The 18,677-nt window shown below is 73.1% G+C and carries 19 protein-coding genes and 3 pseudogenes; 16 read left to right on the top strand and 6 right to left on the bottom strand.

Annotated elements, in window-relative coordinates; translation table 11 throughout:
* The first annotated feature begins 1 nt into the window (after position 1).
* From DEH69_RS05610 to DEH69_RS05585, 7 genes are read left to right on the top strand one after another with little or no spacing between them, the layout of a single operon-like run.
* A complete protein-coding gene (locus DEH69_RS05610; RefSeq protein WP_113685757.1) occupies positions 2 to 958 on the top strand; it encodes a type II secretion system F family protein in 957 nt (318 codons plus the stop codon).
* Complete coding sequence (locus tag DEH69_RS05605) at positions 955 to 1,920, top strand: type II secretion system F family protein (protein WP_113685756.1); 966 nt, start codon at positions 955 to 957, stop codon at positions 1,918 to 1,920. Before DEH69_RS05610 ends, DEH69_RS05605 begins: the two co-directional genes overlap by 4 nt.
* A gap of 47 nt (positions 1,921 to 1,967) precedes the next feature.
* Complete coding sequence (locus DEH69_RS32395; RefSeq protein WP_258534462.1) at positions 1,968 to 2,201, top strand: hypothetical protein; 234 nt, start codon at positions 1,968 to 1,970, stop codon at positions 2,199 to 2,201.
* Positions 2,202 to 2,203: 2 nt separating this feature from the next.
* Positions 2,204 to 2,641, top strand: coding sequence for a TadE family protein (locus tag DEH69_RS05600; RefSeq protein WP_258534461.1), 438 nt, complete (start codon positions 2,204 to 2,206; stop codon positions 2,639 to 2,641).
* A gap of 3 nt (positions 2,642 to 2,644) precedes the next feature.
* Complete coding sequence (locus DEH69_RS05595; protein ID WP_113685754.1) at positions 2,645 to 3,070, top strand: TadE/TadG family type IV pilus assembly protein; 426 nt, start codon at positions 2,645 to 2,647, stop codon at positions 3,068 to 3,070.
* On the top strand, positions 3,067 to 3,504 hold the full coding sequence (locus DEH69_RS05590; RefSeq protein WP_113685753.1) for a TadE/TadG family type IV pilus assembly protein: 438 nt from the start codon (positions 3,067 to 3,069) through the stop codon (positions 3,502 to 3,504). The genes DEH69_RS05595 and DEH69_RS05590 overlap by 4 nt, the downstream gene beginning before the upstream one ends.
* A gap of 46 nt (positions 3,505 to 3,550) precedes the next feature.
* Positions 3,551 to 6,418, top strand: a complete 2,868-nt coding sequence (locus DEH69_RS05585) for a hypothetical protein (protein WP_113685752.1) — start codon at positions 3,551 to 3,553, stop codon at positions 6,416 to 6,418.
* Positions 6,419 to 6,794: 376 nt separating this feature from the next.
* On the opposite strand, the gene DEH69_RS05580 is transcribed toward DEH69_RS05585, so the two are convergent.
* A complete protein-coding gene (locus tag DEH69_RS05580; RefSeq protein WP_113685751.1) occupies positions 6,795 to 8,543 on the bottom strand; it encodes an ABC transporter ATP-binding protein in 1,749 nt (582 codons plus the stop codon).
* 190 nt (positions 8,544 to 8,733) lie between these two features.
* Between DEH69_RS05580 and DEH69_RS05575 the strand changes: the two genes are divergently transcribed.
* From DEH69_RS05575 to DEH69_RS05550, 6 genes are read left to right on the top strand one after another with little or no spacing between them, the layout of a single operon-like run.
* A complete protein-coding gene (locus DEH69_RS05575; RefSeq protein ID WP_113685750.1) occupies positions 8,734 to 10,269 on the top strand; it encodes a sensor histidine kinase in 1,536 nt (511 codons plus the stop codon).
* Positions 10,266 to 10,685 (top strand): roadblock/LC7 domain-containing protein, encoded by a 420-nt coding sequence (locus tag DEH69_RS05570; protein ID WP_113685749.1) that lies wholly within the window; start codon positions 10,266 to 10,268, stop codon positions 10,683 to 10,685. The genes DEH69_RS05575 and DEH69_RS05570 overlap by 4 nt, the downstream gene beginning before the upstream one ends.
* A gap of 41 nt (positions 10,686 to 10,726) precedes the next feature.
* A complete protein-coding gene (locus DEH69_RS05565) occupies positions 10,727 to 11,074 on the top strand; it encodes a DUF742 domain-containing protein (RefSeq protein WP_113685748.1) in 348 nt (115 codons plus the stop codon).
* A complete protein-coding gene (locus DEH69_RS05560) occupies positions 11,052 to 11,651 on the top strand; it encodes an ATP/GTP-binding protein (protein WP_258534460.1) in 600 nt (199 codons plus the stop codon). Before DEH69_RS05565 ends, DEH69_RS05560 begins: the two co-directional genes overlap by 23 nt.
* Positions 11,648 to 12,919, top strand: coding sequence for a cytochrome P450 (locus DEH69_RS05555; RefSeq protein ID WP_258534459.1), 1,272 nt, complete (start codon positions 11,648 to 11,650; stop codon positions 12,917 to 12,919). The genes DEH69_RS05560 and DEH69_RS05555 overlap by 4 nt, the downstream gene beginning before the upstream one ends.
* A complete protein-coding gene (locus DEH69_RS05550) occupies positions 12,862 to 14,076 on the top strand; it encodes a cytochrome P450 (protein ID WP_113685747.1) in 1,215 nt (404 codons plus the stop codon). The genes DEH69_RS05555 and DEH69_RS05550 overlap by 58 nt, the downstream gene beginning before the upstream one ends.
* On the opposite strand, the gene DEH69_RS05545 is transcribed toward DEH69_RS05550, so the two are convergent.
* Positions 14,049 to 14,489 carry an MMPL family transporter gene (locus DEH69_RS05545; protein WP_258534458.1) on the bottom strand — a complete coding sequence of 147 codons (441 nt, stop codon included), beginning with the start codon at positions 14,487 to 14,489 and terminating at the stop codon, positions 14,049 to 14,051. The two genes, DEH69_RS05550 and DEH69_RS05545, sit on opposite strands and share 28 nt — an antisense overlap.
* Before the next feature lie 458 nt (positions 14,490 to 14,947).
* Between DEH69_RS05545 and DEH69_RS05540 the strand changes: the two genes are divergently transcribed.
* The gene (locus tag DEH69_RS05540; protein ID WP_113685746.1) at positions 14,948 to 15,730 is read left to right on the top strand and encodes an SGNH/GDSL hydrolase family protein; all 783 of its coding nucleotides are present in this window, start codon (positions 14,948 to 14,950) and stop codon (positions 15,728 to 15,730) included.
* Positions 15,731 to 15,781: 51 nt separating this feature from the next.
* Here DEH69_RS05540 and DEH69_RS32390 read toward each other — a convergent pair.
* Together DEH69_RS32390 and DEH69_RS05530 are read right to left on the bottom strand one after the other, a co-directional pair.
* Positions 15,782 to 15,940: pseudogene (locus DEH69_RS32390) on the bottom strand (short-chain dehydrogenase); the annotation flags it as partial.
* 360 nt (positions 15,941 to 16,300) lie between these two features.
* Entirely contained in the window at positions 16,301 to 16,597 is a 297-nt protein-coding gene (locus DEH69_RS05530; protein ID WP_113685745.1) for a hypothetical protein, read from the bottom strand.
* Positions 16,598 to 16,719: 122 nt separating this feature from the next.
* Here DEH69_RS05530 and DEH69_RS05525 point away from each other — a divergent pair.
* A pseudogene (locus DEH69_RS05525) lies at positions 16,720 to 17,058 on the top strand (helix-turn-helix domain-containing protein); the annotation flags it as partial.
* Positions 17,059 to 17,110: 52 nt separating this feature from the next.
* Positions 17,111 to 17,542, top strand: coding sequence for a PPOX class F420-dependent oxidoreductase (locus DEH69_RS05520; protein WP_113685744.1), 432 nt, complete (start codon positions 17,111 to 17,113; stop codon positions 17,540 to 17,542).
* A 20-nt stretch (positions 17,543 to 17,562) separates the two neighbouring features.
* Here the strand turns inward: DEH69_RS05520 and DEH69_RS05515 are convergent, their stop codons facing one another.
* Together DEH69_RS05515 and DEH69_RS05510 are read right to left on the bottom strand one after the other, a co-directional pair.
* Positions 17,563 to 18,117, bottom strand: a complete 555-nt coding sequence (locus DEH69_RS05515; protein WP_113685743.1) for an NUDIX hydrolase — start codon at positions 18,115 to 18,117, stop codon at positions 17,563 to 17,565.
* 49 nt (positions 18,118 to 18,166) lie between these two features.
* A pseudogene (locus DEH69_RS05510) lies at positions 18,167 to 18,677 on the bottom strand (transcriptional regulator); the annotation flags it as partial.

Raw genomic sequence — 18,677 nt, 5'->3', positions numbered from 1 at the left:
GATGAACGGTGGCGGCCTCTTCTCGCCCGCGTTCGCGCTCGCCCTGCTGTGCGGCGTCGCGATCGGCGGCGGCCTCGCCCTGCTGATCGCCGCGATCCGCGGCCTGCCCCCGCGCTCCCCCGAGGAGCGCGCCGGGCGGCAGCGAAGACGCGCGGAGGTCGTGGCGTTCTTCGGCCGCCGCGGCACCGTCGCCGCGGCCGTGGCCCTGCTGGTCCTGCTGCTGACCCGCTGGCCCGTCGCCGCGCTCGCCGCCGCGCTGCTGGCGTTCACGTGGGACCGGCTGTTCGGCGGCGCGGGCGAGGAGCGGGCCGGGATGCGCCGCGTCGAGGCCCTGGCCGGGTGGACCGAGTCGCTGCGCGACACCATCGCGGGCGCGGTCGGCCTCGAACAGGCCATCCCCGCCTCCGCCCGCGCCGCGGCGCCCGCGCTGCGCGGCCCACTGAACAACCTGGTCGACCGGCTGCGCGCCCGCACCCCGCTGCCCGACGCGCTCCAGGAGTTCGCCGACGAGCTCGACGACTCGTCGGCCGACGTCATCATCGCCTCGCTCATCCTCAACGCCCGCCTGCGCGGCCCCGGCCTGCGCGACGTGCTCGGTGCGCTGGCCAAGTCGGCGCGCGAGGAGGTCGACATGCGCCAGCGCGTGCTGGCCCAACGCGCCTCCACGCGTCGCAGCGTGCAGATCGTCGTCGGCGTGAGCGTGGCGTTCCCCCTCGGACTCGCCCTCTTCAACCGCGACTTCGTCGAGCCCTTCGGCGACCCGCTCGGGCAGGCCGTGCTCTCCGTGGTGTGCGCTCTGTTCGGGCTCGGGTTCTGGTGGATGCGGCGCCTGGCCAGGATCGAGCTGCCCGAGCGCTTCCTCACCCGGGGCCGCCCCGAGACGGCGCTGCGCCCGCGCGAGGCCCCGCTGCCCGAGGGCCCGCACCGGCCCGACACCCCGAAGGGAGCCCGCGCGTGAACTCCGACATCACCACCGCGGTCCTCGTCGGAGCCCTCTTCGGGCTCGGCCTCTACGCCCTGGTCAGGGCGCTGCTGCCGACGCGCAGGGGCCCGGTCTCCACGGTCGCGCGGGTGGACGCGCTCCGCGCGCGCGGCGGCGCGGGCGCCCCCCTGGCCCCCTCCGCGCCCTCCGCGCCCTCGGGCGCGCCGGTCGCCAAGGGCGGCGTGAGCGGTCGTCTTGCCGAGCTGCGCGAGCGCACCGGGGGCCGACTGGCCGAGCTGTATGTCCAACGCGGCTGGGAGCAGCGGTCGTTGCGCGCCGACCTCGCGCTGCTCGACAGGACATGGGAGTCGTTCCTGGCCACCAAGGTCGTGCTGGCCGCGACCGGCCTCTTCTTCGGCCCGTTCCTCTTCTCCCTCGGCTGGATGCTCGGCATGGGCGCGAGCCCCGTCGTGCCGGTGTGGCTCGCGCTCGCGTTCGCCGCCGGGTTCTTCTTCCTGCCCGACGTCGAGGTGCGGCGCGACGCCAAGGCCAAGCGGCGCGACTTCCGCCGCGTCGTGGCCGCCTACCTCGACCTGGTCGCCATGAGCCTGGCAGGGGGCCGCGGCCTGCCCGAGGCGCTCAAGGCCGCGGCCGAGGTCAGCGACGGCTGGGCGCTGCGCCGCATCCGCAGCGCGCTGGCCGACGCGCGGATCACCGGGCTCACCCAGTGGCAGGCGCTCGGTCGGCTCGGCGACGAGGTCGGCGTCGACGAGCTGAAGGACCTCTCCGCCTCGCTCGCCCTGGTCGCCGACGACGGCGCCAAGGTCCGCGCCTCGCTCTCGGCGCGCGCCGAGACGATGCGCCACCGCGAGCTCGGCGAGATCGAGGGCAGCGCGGGCGAGAGGTCGCAGTCGATGCTCATCGCCCAACTCCTGCTGTGCATGGGCTTTTTGATCTTTCTCATCTTTCCGGCCGGGATGCGGGTGTTCCAGGCATGAGGTCCGCACGCACCACCCGTCCTGCGTCAAGTGGAGGTAGTAGCACCATGGTTCGTCATCCGGTAACGGACTTCCTGATCGCGCACCTGCGCGCCCGCGTGGCACGCGCCAGGTCCGCCGAGACCGACCGCGGCGCGTCCGCGATCGAGTGGGTCATCATCGCCGCCATCGTCGTCGGCGTGGTCGCGGGCGTGGCCGCGGTGATCATGAACGCCCTGAACGACCGCGCCGACGATGTGAGCGACTGCATCGAGGGCGTCCAAGACTTCCAAGACTGCTGACCGTGCGGCGGCTCGCGGCGTTCGTGCGCCGCCGCGTCGGCGAGGGGGCCGACGGCGGCAGTTCGGCGATCGAGTTCGTCGTGCTCACGCCGGTGATGTTCTTCATGATCTTCGGCGCGGTGCAGTTCGCGCTCTACTCGTTCGCCGAGCAGGTCGCCAAGGCCGCGGCGCAGGCCGGGGCCCGCACCGCGCGCGCCGAGGCCGACGCCGACCCGGACGGCTGGCGCGCCAAGGCCGAGGACAAGGCGCACCAGTACATCGAGCAGCTGGGGCCCGGCATGTTCACCGCCCGCCCCGACGTCACCACGGCGCGGCCCGCCGAGTTCACCGTCCGCGTCGAGGTGACGGGGAACGTGCCGTCGATCCTGCCCGGCGTGGACCTGACGGTCGAGGCGGCGAGCGAGGGGCCCATGGAGCGCTTCGTGCCGGACGGGGAGTGAACGATGCGACGCGTGAGCTTGCGGGCGGGCCGCTTGGACGGCGGGATGACGACCGTCGAGGTGGTGATCCTGGCGCCGCTGATCATCGCGTTCATCCTCGTGCTCGTCGCGTTCGGCCAGCTGGTCTCGGGGCGCGGCGCGGTCAACGGCGCGGCCAGGGACGCGGCGCGCGCGGGCTCGCTCGAACGCAGCACGCAGGCGGCGATGCGCGAGGCGCGCGCCGTGGCCGAGGCCCAGCTCGGCGACGTGTGCGTGGGCGGAACGGTCCGCGTCGAGGCCACCACCCCACCGGGGCACCGCCCCGGCACGCTCTTCGGCATCGAGGTGACATGCCGCGTGCGCGGCCTCGACCTGCTGGGCGTCCCGGTCACCAACACCATGAGCGGAACGTCGAGTTCGCCCATCGACCCCTATCGGAGGTCGGGATGAGAGAGCGCGATCCATGGCCGGGCGGCGACCGGGGATCCGGCGCGCTCGCGCTGATCTTCTTCGCCCTCGTGGTGCTCGGCCTCGCCGCGTTCGTGGTGGACGGGGGGCTGTCCATCTCGCAGCGCGAGCGTGCCGCCGACATCGCCGAGCAGGCCGCCCGCTACGCCGCGCAGGACCTCGACGTCGAGGCGCTGCGCGACGGCGTGCGCCCCGTCCCCATCAACTTCGGCAACTGCGAGGCGCGCGTCACCGAGTACGCCACCTCCGTCGGGATGGACGCCGACGACATCGCCGCCGCCGAGTGCTCCGAGGAAGCCGTCAACCGCGTCACCGTCCGCATCAGGCTGACCTATCACCCCATCTTCACCGGCCTCGTCTACGACCGCCCCCTCACCGTGTGGGGAACGGCGACGGCCGAGGCCCAGATCGGCTGAGAGACCGCTGAGAGACCGCTGAGAGATCGCTGAGAGGAACGACGACATGGCTCAGGTGAGGACAGGGCGCGGCGCGGGCGACGTGCTCAGGGCGCTGGTCGCCGTCATCGCCCTGCTCGCGCTGGTCGTCGGCGTCCCGCTCGCCCTGGCCAGCCTCATCGGCTGGCCGCTGCCCTCGTCGGCGCCCAGCCTCGACATGCTGACCGACGAGATCAGCTCGGACGCGTTCCTCAAGGTGCTCGCCGTGCTGGTGTGGGTGGCCTGGGCGCAGTTCACGGCGTGCGTCCTGGTCGAGGCAGCCGCCGCGATCTCGGGCGTCGGCATCCCGCGCCGGGTGCCTGGAGCCGGGCCGAGCCAGCTGCTCGCGCGCCAACTCGTCGGCGCCGTCCTGCTGTTGACATCGGCCGCCGCGTCGTTGACGCCGGGGCTCGGCCAGTTGGGCCCCGGCGGCCATGGCCCGGGGCAGGCGAACGTGGTGGCATCGGCCGAGCACATCCCCGGCGTGGTCGCGCGCTCGGCGCCCGACGGTCCGGGCAAGATGATGGACGACCGGCCCGCCGAGGGGGAGTTGGGCGCGCTCCAGTCGTCCGACGCGGGCGACCCGTCGGCGGCCACACCCATGGCGCCCGCCGACGCCACCAAGTTCTACCGCATCCAGCCGCCCGAGGGCCGCCACCACGACACGCTGTGGGGCGTCGCGGCGCGCCACCTGGACGACGGGCTGCGCTACCGGGAGATCTTCCAGCTCAACAAGGACCGGGTGCAGCCCGACGGTTCACGCCTCACCGAGGCAAGCCTGATCAGGCCCGGCTGGATCCTGGAGATGCCAGCGGACGCCCATGGCGGCGAACTGGTCGAGCTGCCAGGGGAGTTGGACCAGCTCACCGCCGAAGAGGCCGAGGAGATCGAGGAGTACCACGAGACGGGCGGCGGCGCGCCGCTCGCGCCCCAGCCGCCGCCCGAGCCGGACGAGGAGCCCGAGGAGGAGCCCGATGAGGACGGCCCAGGGCGACCGCTGCCGCCCAGCGGCGGCGGGGGGACCGTGCCGCCCGAGGACGGGCCCGAGGCCGAAGTGGCCGAGTCCGACGGCGGGTTGGGCCTGCCCCAGGCGCTCATCGGCGCGCCCCTGCTCGCCGCCGGTCTGCTGGTCGCCCTCGGCCGCACCCGCCGCGCCGCGCTGTGGCAGTCCGCCGCGGGGGCGCTGGGCCGCGGCGTCGGCGACGGCCTCGCCCCCGGCACGCGCGAGGCCGCCGCCGCCCGTGACGCGCTCCTGGTCGGCGCCGCGCCCCGCGCCGTCGCGTTCCTCGACCGCGCCCTGCGCCACCTGGCCGCCGCCCTCGACGCGGACGGCAAGCCGCTGCCCCCCGTCTACGCCGCCTGGCTCGGCGAGAGCACCCTCCACCTCCAGCTCGCCGCCCCATCGGGCCGCCCGCCCGCGCCCTGGAACACCAGTGCCGACGAGACCTACTGGACGATCTACGAGAACGACGTCCCCGAGAGCGAGACGAGCGCCGAGGCCCCCTACCCCGGGCTGGTTAGCCTCGGCACCCGCGACCAACTCCGGCTGCTGCTCAACCTGGAGGCCGTCCCCGGCGCGGTCGCCCTCACCGGCGAGCCGCACAGGCGCGAAGCCGTCCTGGCCTCCCTCGCCGCCGAACTCGCCACCAGCGGCTGGTCGGACCGCATGACCGTCACCCTCGTCGGCTTCGGCGACGACCTCATCCCCCTCGCCCCGACCCGCGTCCGCCATGTCGCCGACACGGCGGGTCTTTTGGAGGTCATGGAGAACGAGACCCGCCTGCGCATGAACCGCCGCACCGGCGCCGCCGCGCACCTCGTCCTGATCGGAACGCCGCCCACGGCCGAAGAGGCCGAACGCCTCGGCGCGCTGGCCGCCGTCTCCGCCCAGGTCGGCATCGGCTATGTCGTCGCCGCCGACAGGCCCGGACTCCCCGGCACCGCTTGGCAGTTCGAGATCACCCCCGAAGGGCGGCTGCACGAGCCGACCATGGGCCTCGAGCTGGCCGCCCAGCAGCTGCCCGCGCCGTCGCGGGCGGCCGTCGTCGAGCTGTTCGCCGGACTCACCAGGGGAGGCGGCGCCCTCGACGAGGAACGCGCTCCCGCGCCCGGCACGCCCGAGGTGTCCATCAGGCTGATGGGCGACTACGAGATCGCCGGGCTCCCCGAGCCCGAGCCCGAACGCGCCGAACAGCTGCGTGAGGCACTGGCGTTGCTGCTGCTCCACCGCGAGGGCGTGCACCCCCGCGTCCTCGGGGCGGCACTCTGGCCGCGCGGGGCGACGGACGACGTGCGCGAGGCGTTCACCGGCCGCCTGCGGGCCTGGCTCGGCCCGCACCTGCTCGCCGAGCCCGGCGGGCGGCTGACCCTGGCCCCCACGGTCGGCTCCGACTGGGACCGGCTCACGGCGCTCCACCACGCCACGGTGGCGCGCGGCGGCCGCCTGCCCGCGGACGAGCGCCTGCGCCTCCTCATCGAGGGCCTTGCCCTGGCCCGCGGCCCCCTGCTCGCCGAGCGCCGCGAACGCTACGGCTGGCTGGCCCATGAGATCGTCGACGCCCAATATCCGCTGGTCGTCGCGGAGTTGGCGCTGACGCTGGCCGCGGAGCAGCGCAAGGCCGGCGACGCGCAGGGCGCCTACACGGCGATCCGCACGGCCCTGGCGTCCGCCCCCGCGGACGAGCGGCTGTGGAACGAGCTGCTGCGCGCGGCGCATGCGACGGGGCGCGAGGAGTGGCTCGCGGGCGCGGCCAGCTGGCTGCTCGGCCACCACGCACGCCTCTTTGGCCCGACCCGCCCGCTGCCAGCGGCGACGGAATCCCTGCTCGACGAACTTCTTGCCTCCCGCAGGGGTGCGCCTCCCGCGGGGTTCGACGCGCCTGCGGCGCGGGGGTAGTGCGGGCCATGGCGCGAGCGCGAAGTGCCTGCGGCGCGGCACGGTGCCTGCGGCGCGGGGGGTGGTGCGGACCGGGGCCCGGGCGCGGGCCCCGGGGGCGCTTCGCGCCCCGGGGGGTTCCCCACCCATCCACCCTTTTTCGCCTACGGCGAGGGGGTAGCGCGCGCCGCCTTGCGGGGCGCTCGGGCCATGGCCCGCACCGCCCCCGCGCCGCAGGCGCACGTCCGCGCCGAAGGCGCGCCGAACCCCGCGGGAGGCGGGTGGCGGCGAGCCCTGCGGGAGGCGGGTGGCGCCGAGCCCCGCGGGAGGCGACCCCGCGGGAGGCGACCCGCACCACCCCCGCCGAAGGCGAAATCCGCACACCGCGCCGGAGGCGCTACGCGCTGGCCGTCAGGAACTGCGTCGCCGCCAGCTCGGCATAGAGCTCGCTGCCCGCCACCAACTCCCCGTGGGTGCCCACCGCGAGCACGCGCCCAGCGTCCATCACCACGATGCGGTCCGCCGACGTCACCGTCGAAAGACGGTGCGCCACCACCAGGACCGTCGTGTCGCGCGCCGCGGCCGTCACCGCGTCGCGCAGGGCCGCCTCGTTGACCGCGTCGAGCTGCGACGTCGCCTCGTCGAGCAGCAGCAGGCGTGGGCGTCGCAGCAACGCGCGGGCGATCGCGATCCGTTGGCGTTCACCGCCCGACAGCTTGGTGCCGCGGTGGCCCACCAGCGTCTCCAGGCCCTCGGGGAGCCGCCGCACCAGCCCGTCGAGGCGCGTCGTCTCCAGCGCCCTCGCCACCGCCTCGTCCGTCGCGTCGGGCGCGCCGAACAGGAGGTTGTCGCGCAGCGAGCCCGAGAGGACAGGCGCGTCCTGCTCCACATAGCCGATCTGCGCCCGCAGCTGCGCCACGTCCCACTCCGCCACGTCGCGCCCGTCGACCAGCACGCGCCCAGCGGTCGCGTCGTAGAAGCGCTCGATCAGCGCGAACACCGTCGTCTTGCCCGCGCCCGAAGGGCCCACGAACGCCGTCATCCCGCGCGGCGGTATCTCGAACGTCACCCCGTGGTGCACCGGCGGCAGCTCGGGCGTGTAGCGGAAGTGGACGCCCGAGAACGCCACGGACGCGGGCGGCTCGTCCCCCGTGGGGAGCGGCGACGCGGCGGTCCGCTCCGGCTCGCTCGGCAGCTCGCGCACCTCCTGGATGCGGCTGATCGCCGCGGAGCCCACCTGGTACTGCGTGATGGCGCTCACCACCTCCTGGATCGGCGCCATGAGATAGAAGACATACAGGAGGAACGCCACCAGCGCGCCCACGTCGATCGCCCCGGTCGCCACGCGCGCCCCGCCCACCGCGAGGACCGTGATGAACGCCACCTGCGTCGACAGGCCAGCGGTGTTCCCGGCGAGGGCACGCCACTTGGCCGCCCGCACGCTCGCGCGCCACGACTCCTCGGCCGCCGCGTGCACCGCGCGCCGCTCGCGTTCCTCGGCGCCCGACGCCTTGACCGTGCGCAGCGCGCCCAGCACGCGTTCGAGCGCCGCGCCCATCTCGCCGACGGAGTCCTGCGCGCGCTTGCTCGCGCGGTTGATGACCGGCACGATCAAGCCGATCACGACGCCCGACACCGCGATGACGCCCAGCGTCACCAGCAGCAGCACGGCGTCGACCAGGCCCATCATCACCAGCGTCGCGACCAGTGTCAGGCCGCCCGTTCCAAAGCCGATCAACGACTCGGTCGTCATGGCCCGCAGCAGCGTCGTGTCGGACGTCGCCCTGGCCAGCAGGTCGCCCGGCTCGCTCGCGTCCACCGCGGAGATGCGCAGCCGCATCAGGTACGACGTCAACGAGCGGCGCGCGGTGAGGACGACGGACTCGGCGGTGCGCTGGAGGACATAGCCACCGAGGGCGCCGATTGCGGCGTTGGCCAGCACCAGCGCGCTGAGCAGCACCAACGCGCCCGAGATGGACTCGTCCCTGGTGAGGTTCCCGATGAGGTCCTGGGCGACGAGCGGCAGCGCGAGGCCGGTGGCGCCCGTCGTCAGGGAGAGCAGCGCGCCCGCGGCCAACGCCCCGCGGTGCGGCCGCACATACCCGAGCAATACACGCCATGCGGACTGTGGTGTGTCGGTTGGCACGGCTTCACCCTACCTACCGATTGTCACGCCCTCCGCTTGCGGAGTGACATCGGCGCCTGCTTGACTGCGGCCTGCCGCTTCTGCGGACCGAGCAACAAGCCGAAGACCTCGGAGGTTTGGCGCCCGCACGGTGCCACGCCGTGCGTCCGTGCTCCCCGGGTTCGCCCCAACGGTATTGAGGTGCACGCGAATGGAGATACCGGCGGCATGGGCCGTCTGCCTGATGGCCGGGAGCGCGCTCGCGGTGGTGCTCGCGGGACTTCAGCTGCGCCAGCGAAGGAGCCAGCGCCGCGCCGAGGCCCGTCAACGGCAGCACCTGTCGGCCGTGGAGGCCGAGCTCGACGCGCTGCGCGGCCAGGTCGCCGAGCTGCTCGCGCGTGAGCGGATGCTGGCCGAGGAGGCCGAACACCTGGCGGTGAAGCGGCTGCCCGCGGTGGCCAAGGCGCTGCGCCACTCCCATGTGAAGGTTCCCGAGCCGCTGCACGCCAACCTCAAGGAGAGCGCGGGCGGCAAGGCGCTCGCCTCGGTGGTGTCGGGCGTCTCCGACGCGCTGGTCAGCGAGCGGCGCCGGGTGGACGGCGCGGCCCAGGCGGCGATGCGCGGCGCTACGACCAAGCTTCAGACAATGTGCTATCAGATGCAGACCACGGTGGACGAGCTCCTCCACAAGTACGACGACCCCGACCTGGCGGAGCAGCTGTCCGCCCTCGACTATCTGAACGAGCAGATCCTGCGCCGCCTCCAGGTGACGCGTGTGGTGTGCGGCGCGGGCGCGGGCCTGGTGCGGACCAAGTCGCCGCTGCGCGCCCTGGTGATGGGCGCCAGCTCCCGCATTCCCAGCTATGAGCGCGTGCAGATCGTGGACCACCTGCCGCGCGCGGTCGCCGTCGTGGACCGCGCGGCCGAGCCGGTGGCGATCATCGTGGCGGAGCTGATGGCCAACGCCGTGCATCACTCGCACGGTTCACTGCCGGTCGAGGTCTCGCTGCACCAGGCGCACAATGGCGCGGTGATCGTGGTGAACGACGCGGGCATCGGGATGAACGCCGACGAGTTCGGCTGGGCGCGGCGGTTGCTGTCGGGCAGCGACCAGATCCACCTCGCCGAGCTGGGCGACCCCCCGCGTTCGGGGTTCGCGGCCATAGGGGAGCTGTGCCGCCAGTTCGGCATCGGCGTCTCCGTCGAGCCATCGCAGTACGCGGGCGTGAAGGCGGTCGTGTTCGTGCCGAGCGAGCTGCTTGCCGAGGCGGACGAGGACGAGCTGCCCATTCCCGCCCCCGCCGCCCGCCCCGCGCCGCCCGCCGCCGCGGTCGGCCCAGGGGCGAGCGCGCCCCCGCTGCCGCAGCGGCGCCACCGGCGCGCCGACGAGGACCGTGAGCGGCTCGCGCGCCCCTCGCGCTCCCGCCGCGCGGGCGCCCCCGCCGCCTCCGGCGCTCCCGCCGCCTCCGCTAGCGCGGGCGGCGCGAGCGGCGCGGCCGACCGGCGCTTCCGCGATCCCGACGAGGCGGCGGCCCGCATGGGCGCGCTTCAGCGCGGGATGGCCAAGGGCAGGGCGGCCAGGCCCGACGAGGGCGACGCGGCGGGCGGCTCGGCCGACCAGGCCGCCGACGGCGGACCCGACGGCGTCGACGACGGTCGCGAACCGCCAGGCGGCCACGAGCTTTCCACCGGCCACGACCCGTCAGGCCAGGGCTCCGAGGACGACAGCGAAAGGGATAGCCGATGAACGCCCGAGTCCCCGTCACCAAACCGAGGATCGACCTCTCGTTCGTCCTGACGCCCATCCTTGAGGTGCCGGACGTCCAGCACGCCATGGTGGTCACGGCGGACGGGTTCTTCGAGGCGCACTCGGGCCTCGACAACGAGACGGCGGAGAAGCTGTCCGCCGTGCTCGCCTCCCTCCTGGCCTCAGCCCGCGGCACGTCGCTCACCTACTACGGCGAGGACTCGCCGCTGCGCCAGGTGATGGTCGAGGCGTTCGACGGCTATGTCTTTGTGATCCCGGCCGCCGAGGGCACCTATCTCGCGGTGTTCACCGGGCCCGGTGTGGCGATGGACAACGTCTCCTACGAGATGCAGAAGCAGGTACAGACACTCGGCAAGGCCATGGTCAGCCCACCGAGGACCGACACCGCGCGTTGATCCCCGGCCGGTCCCGTCGCCACACGCAAGGGAGACTCTCCATGAACCGGCGGCTCATTCCGCCCTATGTGTGGACCGGTGGCCGGACCCGTCCGACCCGGAACGTCCTCGACCGGCTGACCGTGCTGAGGGCGGCGGTCGAGACGATCCCGGCCGATGTGTCGCCCGCCGAGCAGCGGGTGCTCGAGATCCTCGGGGACGGCGCGCTGCCGCTCGCCGAGGTGGCGGCCCACCTCTCGCTGCCCGTCAGCTTCGTGAAGGTCCTCGCCAGCGACCTGGTCGACCAGGGGCTGCTGATCGTGCGCGCGCCCGCGGCGTTGATCCTCGACGAGCAGCCCGACACGCAACTCCTTGAAAGGGTGATCCGTGGTCTCCGCGCCCTCCAGTAGAGGCATTCATCTGCGCAATCCCGACCAGGAGTTGGTCAAGGTCATCGTCAGTGGCCCCTTCGGCGTCGGCAAGACCACGATCATCCGCACGCTGTCGGAGATCCCGCCGCTCAAGACGGAGGAGGTCATGACGGCCACGGGCGCCGTCGTGGACCACCTGCACGGGGTGCGCGACAAGACCACGACGACCGTGGGCCTGGACTACGGCCGCATCTCGCTGGGGGACGACCTGGCGCTGTGCCTCTTCGGCACGCCGGGCCAGAAGCGTTTCCACGCCCTGTGGCAGGACCTCACGCGGGGCGCGCTCGGCGCCCTGATCCTCGCCGACACGCGCCGCATCGCCGACTCCTACGAGGTGATGGGCATGATCGAGGAGCAGGGCATCAAGTACGCGGTCGCGCTCAACGAGTTCCCCGACTCGCCCGCCTATCCCGAGGACGACCTGCGCCAGGCCCTCGACCTGTCGCCCGACACCCCGCTGGTCGCGTGCGACGCGCGCGACCGCGCCACATCGTTGAACGCCCTGCTCGCGCTGGCCGAGCACCTGCTGAACCTTCCCGCCATGGAGCAGTCGTGACCACCGAGGCAACGCGCCCTGTGCCGCTGTACGGCCCCGATTACGCGGCCGACCCGTACGCCGTGTTCGACAAGCTGCGGGAGTTCGGCGCCTGCGCGCCCGTCGAGCTGGCACCAGGCGTCGTCGCGACGCTGGTGATCGGCTACCGCGCCGCGCTCGAAGTGCTCCAGGACCCGGAGACCTACTCCAAGGACCCCCGGGTCTGGCAGCACAACCTCCCGCCCGACAGCCCGGTCGCGCCGATGATGACCTGGCGCCAGAACCTCCTGTACAACGACGGCGAGGTGCACGCCCGTTACCGCAGGGCGATCAACGACAGCTTCGCGCTGATCGAGCCGTTCGAGCTGCGCGACCTGGTGCACCGCTTGTCGGACTCGCTGATCCAGGGCTTCGCCACCAGGGGCGAGGCCGACCTGCTGGCCGAGTACGCCAGGACGCTGCCGCTGCTGATCTTCAACGCGCTGTTCGGGATGTCCGACGAGTACAGCGAGCGCGTGGCCACGGCGATGGCCGCCTTCTTCGACGCGGAGTCCCCCGAGGCCGCCAACCACGCGATCATGGACTTCGACGGCTATCTGCGGGAGCTGGTCGAGCTCAAGAAGAAGGAGCCTGGCCAGGATCTGACCTCGTGGCTGCTCGAGCACCCGGTCGAGCTGACCGACCAGGAGGTCATCGACGAGATCATGATGACGATGTCGGCGGGGCACGAGCCGACGACCAACCTGATCGCCAACGCCCTGGCCCGCATGCTCTCCGACGACCGCTACTACCGCACGGTCTCGAGCGGCGCGCTGACCGCGACGGACGCCATCACGGACGTCCTGTGGAACAACCCGCCCATGCTCAACTTCTCGACCCACTTCCCACGCCGGGACGTGGACCTGCACGGCACGTGGATACAGGCGGGCACCCCCGTGCTGATCTCGTACGCCGCCGCCAACACCGCCCCTTCGGAGCTGCCCGCCGGGCCGCGCTCCGACACGGGCGCGCACCTGTCGTTCGCCGCCGGGCCCCACGCCTGCCCGGCCAAGCAGCCCGCCGTGCTGATCGCGGCCACCGCGATCGACCGGCTCACCAGCTGGCTGTGCGACATCCGCCTGACCGTTCCCTATGACCAGCTGACGTGGCGACCAGGGCCCTTCCACCGGGCCCTGACCGCTCTGCCCGCCCGCTTCACCCCGATCGCACCCGATCAGAAGGGAACCAACCCGTGGCACGAGAGCCGTTCGTCCTCGACCCCACCGCCAAGGACATACCCGGAGACATAGAGCGTCTGCGCGCCGCGGGCCCCGCGAGCCGCGTGGTCCTGCCCGGTGGCTACGAGGCGTGGGCCATCGTCACGCACGACCTCGTCAAGAAGCTGCTCGCCGACCCGCGCGTGTCGAAGGACGCGAAGCAGCACTGGCCCGCGTTCATGGCGGGCGAGGTGCCCCAGGAGTGGCCGTTCTTCTCGTGGGTCGCCGTCCAGAACATGTTCACGGCCTACGGCGCCGAGCACAACCGGCTGCGCCGCCTGGTCTCGCCCGCCTTCACCGCGCGCCGCACCAAGGCGTTGACGGGGCGCATACAGGCCATCACCGCCGACCTGCTCGACGGGCTCGCGGCCGGGCCGCGCGACGAGGCGGTCGACCTGCGGGCGGCGTTCAACCACCCGCTGCCGATCCAGGTGATCTGCGAGCTGATCGGCGTGCCCGACGAGGAGCGCGACGAGCTGCGGGACAGCGTCGAGGTGACGTTCAAGACCTCGGTGGCGCCCGAGGAGGCGTTGGCCAACTTCCAGGCGCAGATAGCCCAGATGACCCGCCTTGTGGCCCTCAAGCGGGAGCGTCCAGGCGACGACCTGACGAGCCTGCTGATCGCCACGCGCGACGACGAGGGCGACCGGCTCAGCGAGGAGGAGCTGGTCCACACCCTGCTGCTGATCCTCTCCGCTGGCCACGAGACCACCGTCAACCTGTTGGGCAACGCCGTTCACGCGCTGCTGCGCCACCCCGACCAGCTCGCCCTGGTCCGCGCGGGGAGGGCGAGCTGGAACGACGTGGTCGAGGAGTCCCTGCGCGCCGTCTCCTCGGTGACCGCGGTCCCGCTGCGTTACGCCGTCGAGCCCATCACCCTGGACGACGGAACGGTGATCGCCAAGGGGGACGCGATCCTCATCTTCTACGCGGCGGCGGGCACCGACCCGGCGCTGCACGGGCCCGACGCGCGGGAGTTCGACGTGACGCGGACCTCCCACGAGCACGTCGCGTTCGGCCATGGGGCGCACCACTGCCTGGGCGCGCCCCTCGGCCGTCTTGAGGCGGGCATCGCGCTGCCCGCCCTCTTCGAGCGGTTCCCCGATCTGCGGCTCGCGGAGACGGAGTTGACGCCGATCGAGTCCTTTATCGCGCACGGTTATCAGCGGATTCCCGTGTTGCTCGGCTGAGCCTCCTCGCGTTCCGCGGTGTTCCGGGTCCGCGGCTCACCGGCCGCGGACTCCTTCAGCCCCAACGTCCGGTGCACGCCCCGCAGTACGGGCGGCAGCCACCACATCGCACGGCCGCCGAGCCGCATCGCGGCGGGCGGCAGCGCGCCCCTGATGAGCGTCGCGTCCATGAGCACGGCGAGCGGCGCGCCGACGCCGAGGGCCTGCATGAACGAGATGTCCGAGATCGCGAATCCCAGGAACACCACGGACAGCACGACCGCGGCGGCGGTCACGATGCCGCCCATGCGCTGAAGGCCGAGGGCGACGGCCTCCGTGGGGGAGCCGGTGCGCTCGTACTCCTCGCGGATGCGGGAGAGCATGAACACCTGGTAGTCCATGCCGAGTCCCAAGGCGATCGCGAACAGCAGCACGGGGACCGTGCCGACGACCGTGCCGGTCTCGGTGAAGCCCGAGCAGCCCGGCGAGGTTGCCGTCCTGGAAGCCCCACACCAGCGCGCCGCCCCCCAGCGCGAGCAGCGCGGCGACGAGAAGCACGGCCCTGCGGCGCCTGGGCAGGAAGCCCGACAGTTTCGCGAGCATCGATGGTCTCTCCCTTGCGTTCCTTCCGACCGCCCGGCGGGGGTGCCCCGTCACGGGGGACGGCCCGTAGCGGGAGGGCCGTCACAGGGGTGACGGGCGCGCGGGGGCGCGTGTGACATGGCGGCGCGAGGGGGAGACGCGGATCACATGGCGATGATGGCCGCTTTGCGCCGTTGAAGCCTCTTGGCGTGCGCAGGACAATGGTGGGGCCACCGGAGGGGGCTGTGCGCGGGCCTACGGGACGGTTCGCGCGTCCGGCGGCGCTTCCTCCTGCTCAGGAGCGCCTTCGATGACAGCCCTTGCGACAGCCCTTGCCAGAAGTGCCTCTGGTTTTGCCCGAGTCGGCCTTGTTCTCGCCCTCTTCCTAGCCGTCTTTGCCACGGTCCTCGCGCCCTCGGCGCGCTCCGCCGAGACCCCAGCCGAGACGCCCGCCGAGGCCGCCGCCCCCTCGGCCACCCAGGCGCCGGTGCGGATCATGCCGCTCGGCGACTCGATCACCGGCTCGCCGGGCTGCTGGCGGGCCCTGCTGTGGCAGGACCTCCAGGCGGCCGGGTTCACGGATGTGGACTTCGTGGGCAGCCAGGCGCCCCAGGGCTGCGGCTTCCCCCACGACGGCGAGCACGAGGGGCACGGCGGGATCCTCGCGACGAACATGGCCGCGCAGAACCAGCTGCCCCCGTGGCTCGCGGCCGCCCAGCCCGATGTGGTGCTGATGCACCTGGGCACGAACGACGTGTGGAGCGCCAGGACGACCCAGGACGTGCTCGACGCGTTCACGGTGCTCGTCGGCCAGATGCGCGCGCAGAACCCCCGGGTTGTGGTGCTGGTCGCGCAGATCATCCCCATGGCGGCGAGCGCGTGCGGCCCCTGCCCCCAGCGGGTGGTCGAGCTGAACGCCGCGATCCCCGGCTGGGCCGCCGCCCTGTCGACGGCCGCGTCCCCCGTGACGGTGGTCGACCAGTGGACCGGCTTCGACACCGCGACCGACACCTATGACGGGGTCCACCCGAACGACGCGGGGACCAGGAAGATCGCCGACGCCTGGTTCCCCGCGGTGTCGGGCGTGCTGTGAGCCCTCCGCGGGCTCGGGAGCGCTGCAAGTGCCCGGCGCGGGACCCGGACCGCGGGGGTGGCCCTTGACCTCGTTGCGCCCGCCGGGACCGTAGCACTGGCCGCCAAGCGCGCCGGGGTCGGTGGCGGCGCGCGGGGTGGGCAGGGCGCCCATGGCGGGCGTCTGGCTGATCAGCGGCGCGAGCCAGGTGACGGGCGGGCGGAGTGCGGCCAGGCCGAAACCCCGTGCCTCTCGCGCTCGCCCACGAGCGCCGGTTCCCCCCCCTCAGGTCGGGGGCGGGACCGGTGGGGGAGGGGGCTGCGGCTTGGGCTCGGGGTGGTCGGGGCCCGGGGGCGTCGGCGGCACGGGATCGGGCTCCGGCGGCGGCATCGGCTCGGGCGGGGGCCCCGGCGGCGGCGCCGGGGGAGGCCCCGGCACGGGTCCCGGAAGCGGCCCTGGCTCGGGCCCTGGCCCCGGCGGGGGCGTCGGCTCCGGGGGCACGGGTTCGGGAGGTGGATGGGTCATCGCCCCCGGGTTCCCGTGCCCCCGCCCGTCAAACGCCGCCGCTCACGGCGTCGCCGTCGCCGCCGCTCAGGCCGCCGCGCCCGGCGCCTTGACCAGCTTCTCGAACAGGAACTCACGCTTGAGGAACGAGACGTCGTACTCGTGCCCCGGATACGGCGGGATCAGCTGCGCGGCCTGGATCAGCCGCCACCCGTCCCGCAGCGCCGCGACCCCGTCGGGGTAGGGCGGCTCGTCCCCGTCCCCCGTGGTCGGCGACGTGGCGCCCGTGCCGTCGTAGTTCGCCCAGCCCACGGTCGTGCTGTCGAGCGCCGACGTCGACAGATAGAGCACGAGCACCCGCTGACGCAGCTCCGTGCCCCTCATGAACGGTCTCCTTTCATCGACGGCTCGCGGCCTCAGGCGGCGGCGCGCGTCGGCCGGTTGGTCACCCGCGTCACCCAGTGGTCGAGATCGAACGTGTCGTCCCCGGTCAGCGCGCGGAGGGCGGCGGGCACCGGGCCGTGGCCGCGGCGATCGCCTCCATCGAGTCGCGCCTGGTCGAGCCGTTGACCGTGCCCGCGGTGGCCCGCGCGGCGGGCGTCTCGCACAACCACCTCACGCGCCTCTTCCGCGCCGAGACGGGCGACACGGTGGTGGCCCACATCAGGCGCCGCAGGATGGAGCGCGCGGGCCACCTGCTGCGCGCCACCACCCTCCCGATCCGCTCGGTCGCGGCGTCGGTCGGGATCGGTGACCTGCAGTCGTTCAACAAGATCTGCCGCCGCGGGCTCGGCGCCTCCCCCCGCGCGGTCCGCGCCCTCGGCACCCTTCCCCCGACCCCGTAGCCCCCGCGCGCCCCTTGGCCTTCCCACCGATGTGAGGGGCCATGATGCTCCCATGACCACCACCGCGTTCGACCCGCGCGCCCTGCTCGCCGAGAGCCGACTCGGCGTGCTGGCGACCATCAAGTCCGACGGGCGCCCCCAACTCTCGCCCGTCCAGCCCTTCTACGACCCCGACGCCGAGGTCATCCTCGTCTCGATGACCGAGGGCCGCGCCAAGACCGTGAATCTGCGCAGGGATCCCCGCGCCACCCTGGAGGTCACCAGCGCCGACGGCTGGTCTTGGGCCACGGCCGAGGGCGTCGCGACCCTGACGGGCCCGGGCACCGACCCCGCGGGCCCCGAGGTCGAGGCCCTGGTCGACTACTACCGCCGCGCCGCGGGCGAGCACCCGGACTGGGATGAATATCGCTCGGTCATGGTGTCCGACCGACGGGTCCTGATGACGATGACGGTGGACCACGTCTACGGCGCCCGCATCCGCTGATTCCCGCGCGCCCGCGGTGTTCAGCCGTTCGCTGATGCGCTCTGCCCGGAGCGCATGTGATGCAGCAGGAGCAGCGCCGCGGTGGTGTTCGCCGCGCGAATCTCCCCTCGGGAGATCAACGTTGGTATATCCGCCAGCGGCACCCACTCACGGCGCTCGGACTCGATCGCGTCAGCCGGTTCGCCGACATACTCAGCCCCTTCGCACCAGTACACGTGGTGGCGAGCGTCGCTGAACCCGTTCGACGGCTCGACGGTGATCAGGTGGTGCAACGGTCCGGCCGGTCGCCACCCGGTTTCCTCGACCACCTCTCTGGCCGCGGCAACCTGAATGTCCTCATCGTCCTCGACCACGCCAGCGGCGATCTCCCAGCCCCACGAGTCGGTGATGAAACGGTGTCGCCACAGCAGCAGTACCTCGTTTCGGTCGTTGACAGCCGTGGCCAGAGCGACCGGCCGCTGACGCAGGAGGTAGTGGTCGAGGTGTCGGCCATCGGGCAGCTCCACGTCGGCGAGCCGGACCCGAACCCACGGGTTCTCGTACACGGTGTGCTCGCTCAAGTTCTGCCACTGCACGTCGGTCGCCTCTCGTCCTCGGAGTGCCCATCCCAGCACACCAAGGGCTTCAGCTGAGCGGCACGCGCAACGTCTCGTCGATCATCTCGACGGAATCCGCAGCCGCGGCACCGCCCGCCCGCGACAGTGAGCGGCGCACGGACACCAACCGGTCACGAAGCCTTCGCGACTCCATCCCCTGTACGGTGCGCACCATCTCAACGGCGGTCGCGGCAGCCTGCTCGGCCTCACCGGCTGCCACCTCCGCACGGGTCAGTGTCGCCAACCGGTGGACCCGGCCTCGGGCATGCGCCTGCGTGTGCACAGCTTCAACGGCGTACTCCTGAGCGGGTTTCACGTCCCCCAGGCTCATCAGCGCCTCGGCAAGGTGCGCCTCAACCAGTCCAGGCTGGACGTATCCCGTCTCCGCGGGTTCTTCGTCTCTCCGGATCCTGGCGGCGGCAACCTCCGCGAGCCGCATGCACCGATGCGCCGAGGCGTGATCTCCCGTGCGCGCGAAGGCTTTGGCCTGCATGGCGTGCAAGTCGGTCGCGAGTGCGGGCGAGATGTGTGCTCCCGCC

The organism is Streptomyces sp. PT12 (assembly GCF_003311645.1).
GTDB lineage: Bacteria > Actinomycetota > Actinomycetes > Streptomycetales > Streptomycetaceae > Streptomyces.
The sequence above is the reverse complement of the archived record's forward strand: the minus strand, read 5'-3'. Positions and strand labels throughout refer to the sequence as shown.

Bases quoted from the DNA above. Each gene is read 5' to 3' on its own strand.
- DEH69_RS05610 (WP_113685757.1), top strand. From the start codon at position 2: ATGAACGGTGGCGGCCTCTTCTCGCCCGCGTTCGCGCTCGCCCTGCTG.
- DEH69_RS32395 (WP_258534462.1), top strand. From the start codon at position 1,968: ATGGTTCGTCATCCGGTAACGGACTTCCTGATCGCGCACCTGCGCGCC.
- DEH69_RS05595 (WP_113685754.1), top strand. From the start codon at position 2,645: ATGCGACGCGTGAGCTTGCGGGCGGGCCGCTTGGACGGCGGGATGACG.
- DEH69_RS05590 (WP_113685753.1), top strand. From the start codon at position 3,067: ATGAGAGAGCGCGATCCATGGCCGGGCGGCGACCGGGGATCCGGCGCG.
- DEH69_RS05585 (WP_113685752.1), top strand. From the start codon at position 3,551: ATGGCTCAGGTGAGGACAGGGCGCGGCGCGGGCGACGTGCTCAGGGCG.
- DEH69_RS05575 (WP_113685750.1), top strand. From the start codon at position 8,734: ATGGAGATACCGGCGGCATGGGCCGTCTGCCTGATGGCCGGGAGCGCG.
- DEH69_RS05570 (WP_113685749.1), top strand. From the start codon at position 10,266: ATGAACGCCCGAGTCCCCGTCACCAAACCGAGGATCGACCTCTCGTTC.
- DEH69_RS05565 (WP_113685748.1), top strand. From the start codon at position 10,727: ATGAACCGGCGGCTCATTCCGCCCTATGTGTGGACCGGTGGCCGGACC.
- DEH69_RS05540 (WP_113685746.1), top strand. From the start codon at position 14,948: ATGACAGCCCTTGCGACAGCCCTTGCCAGAAGTGCCTCTGGTTTTGCC.
- DEH69_RS05530 (WP_113685745.1), bottom strand. From the start codon at position 16,597: ATGAGGGGCACGGAGCTGCGTCAGCGGGTGCTCGTGCTCTATCTGTCG.
- DEH69_RS05520 (WP_113685744.1), top strand. From the start codon at position 17,111: ATGACCACCACCGCGTTCGACCCGCGCGCCCTGCTCGCCGAGAGCCGA.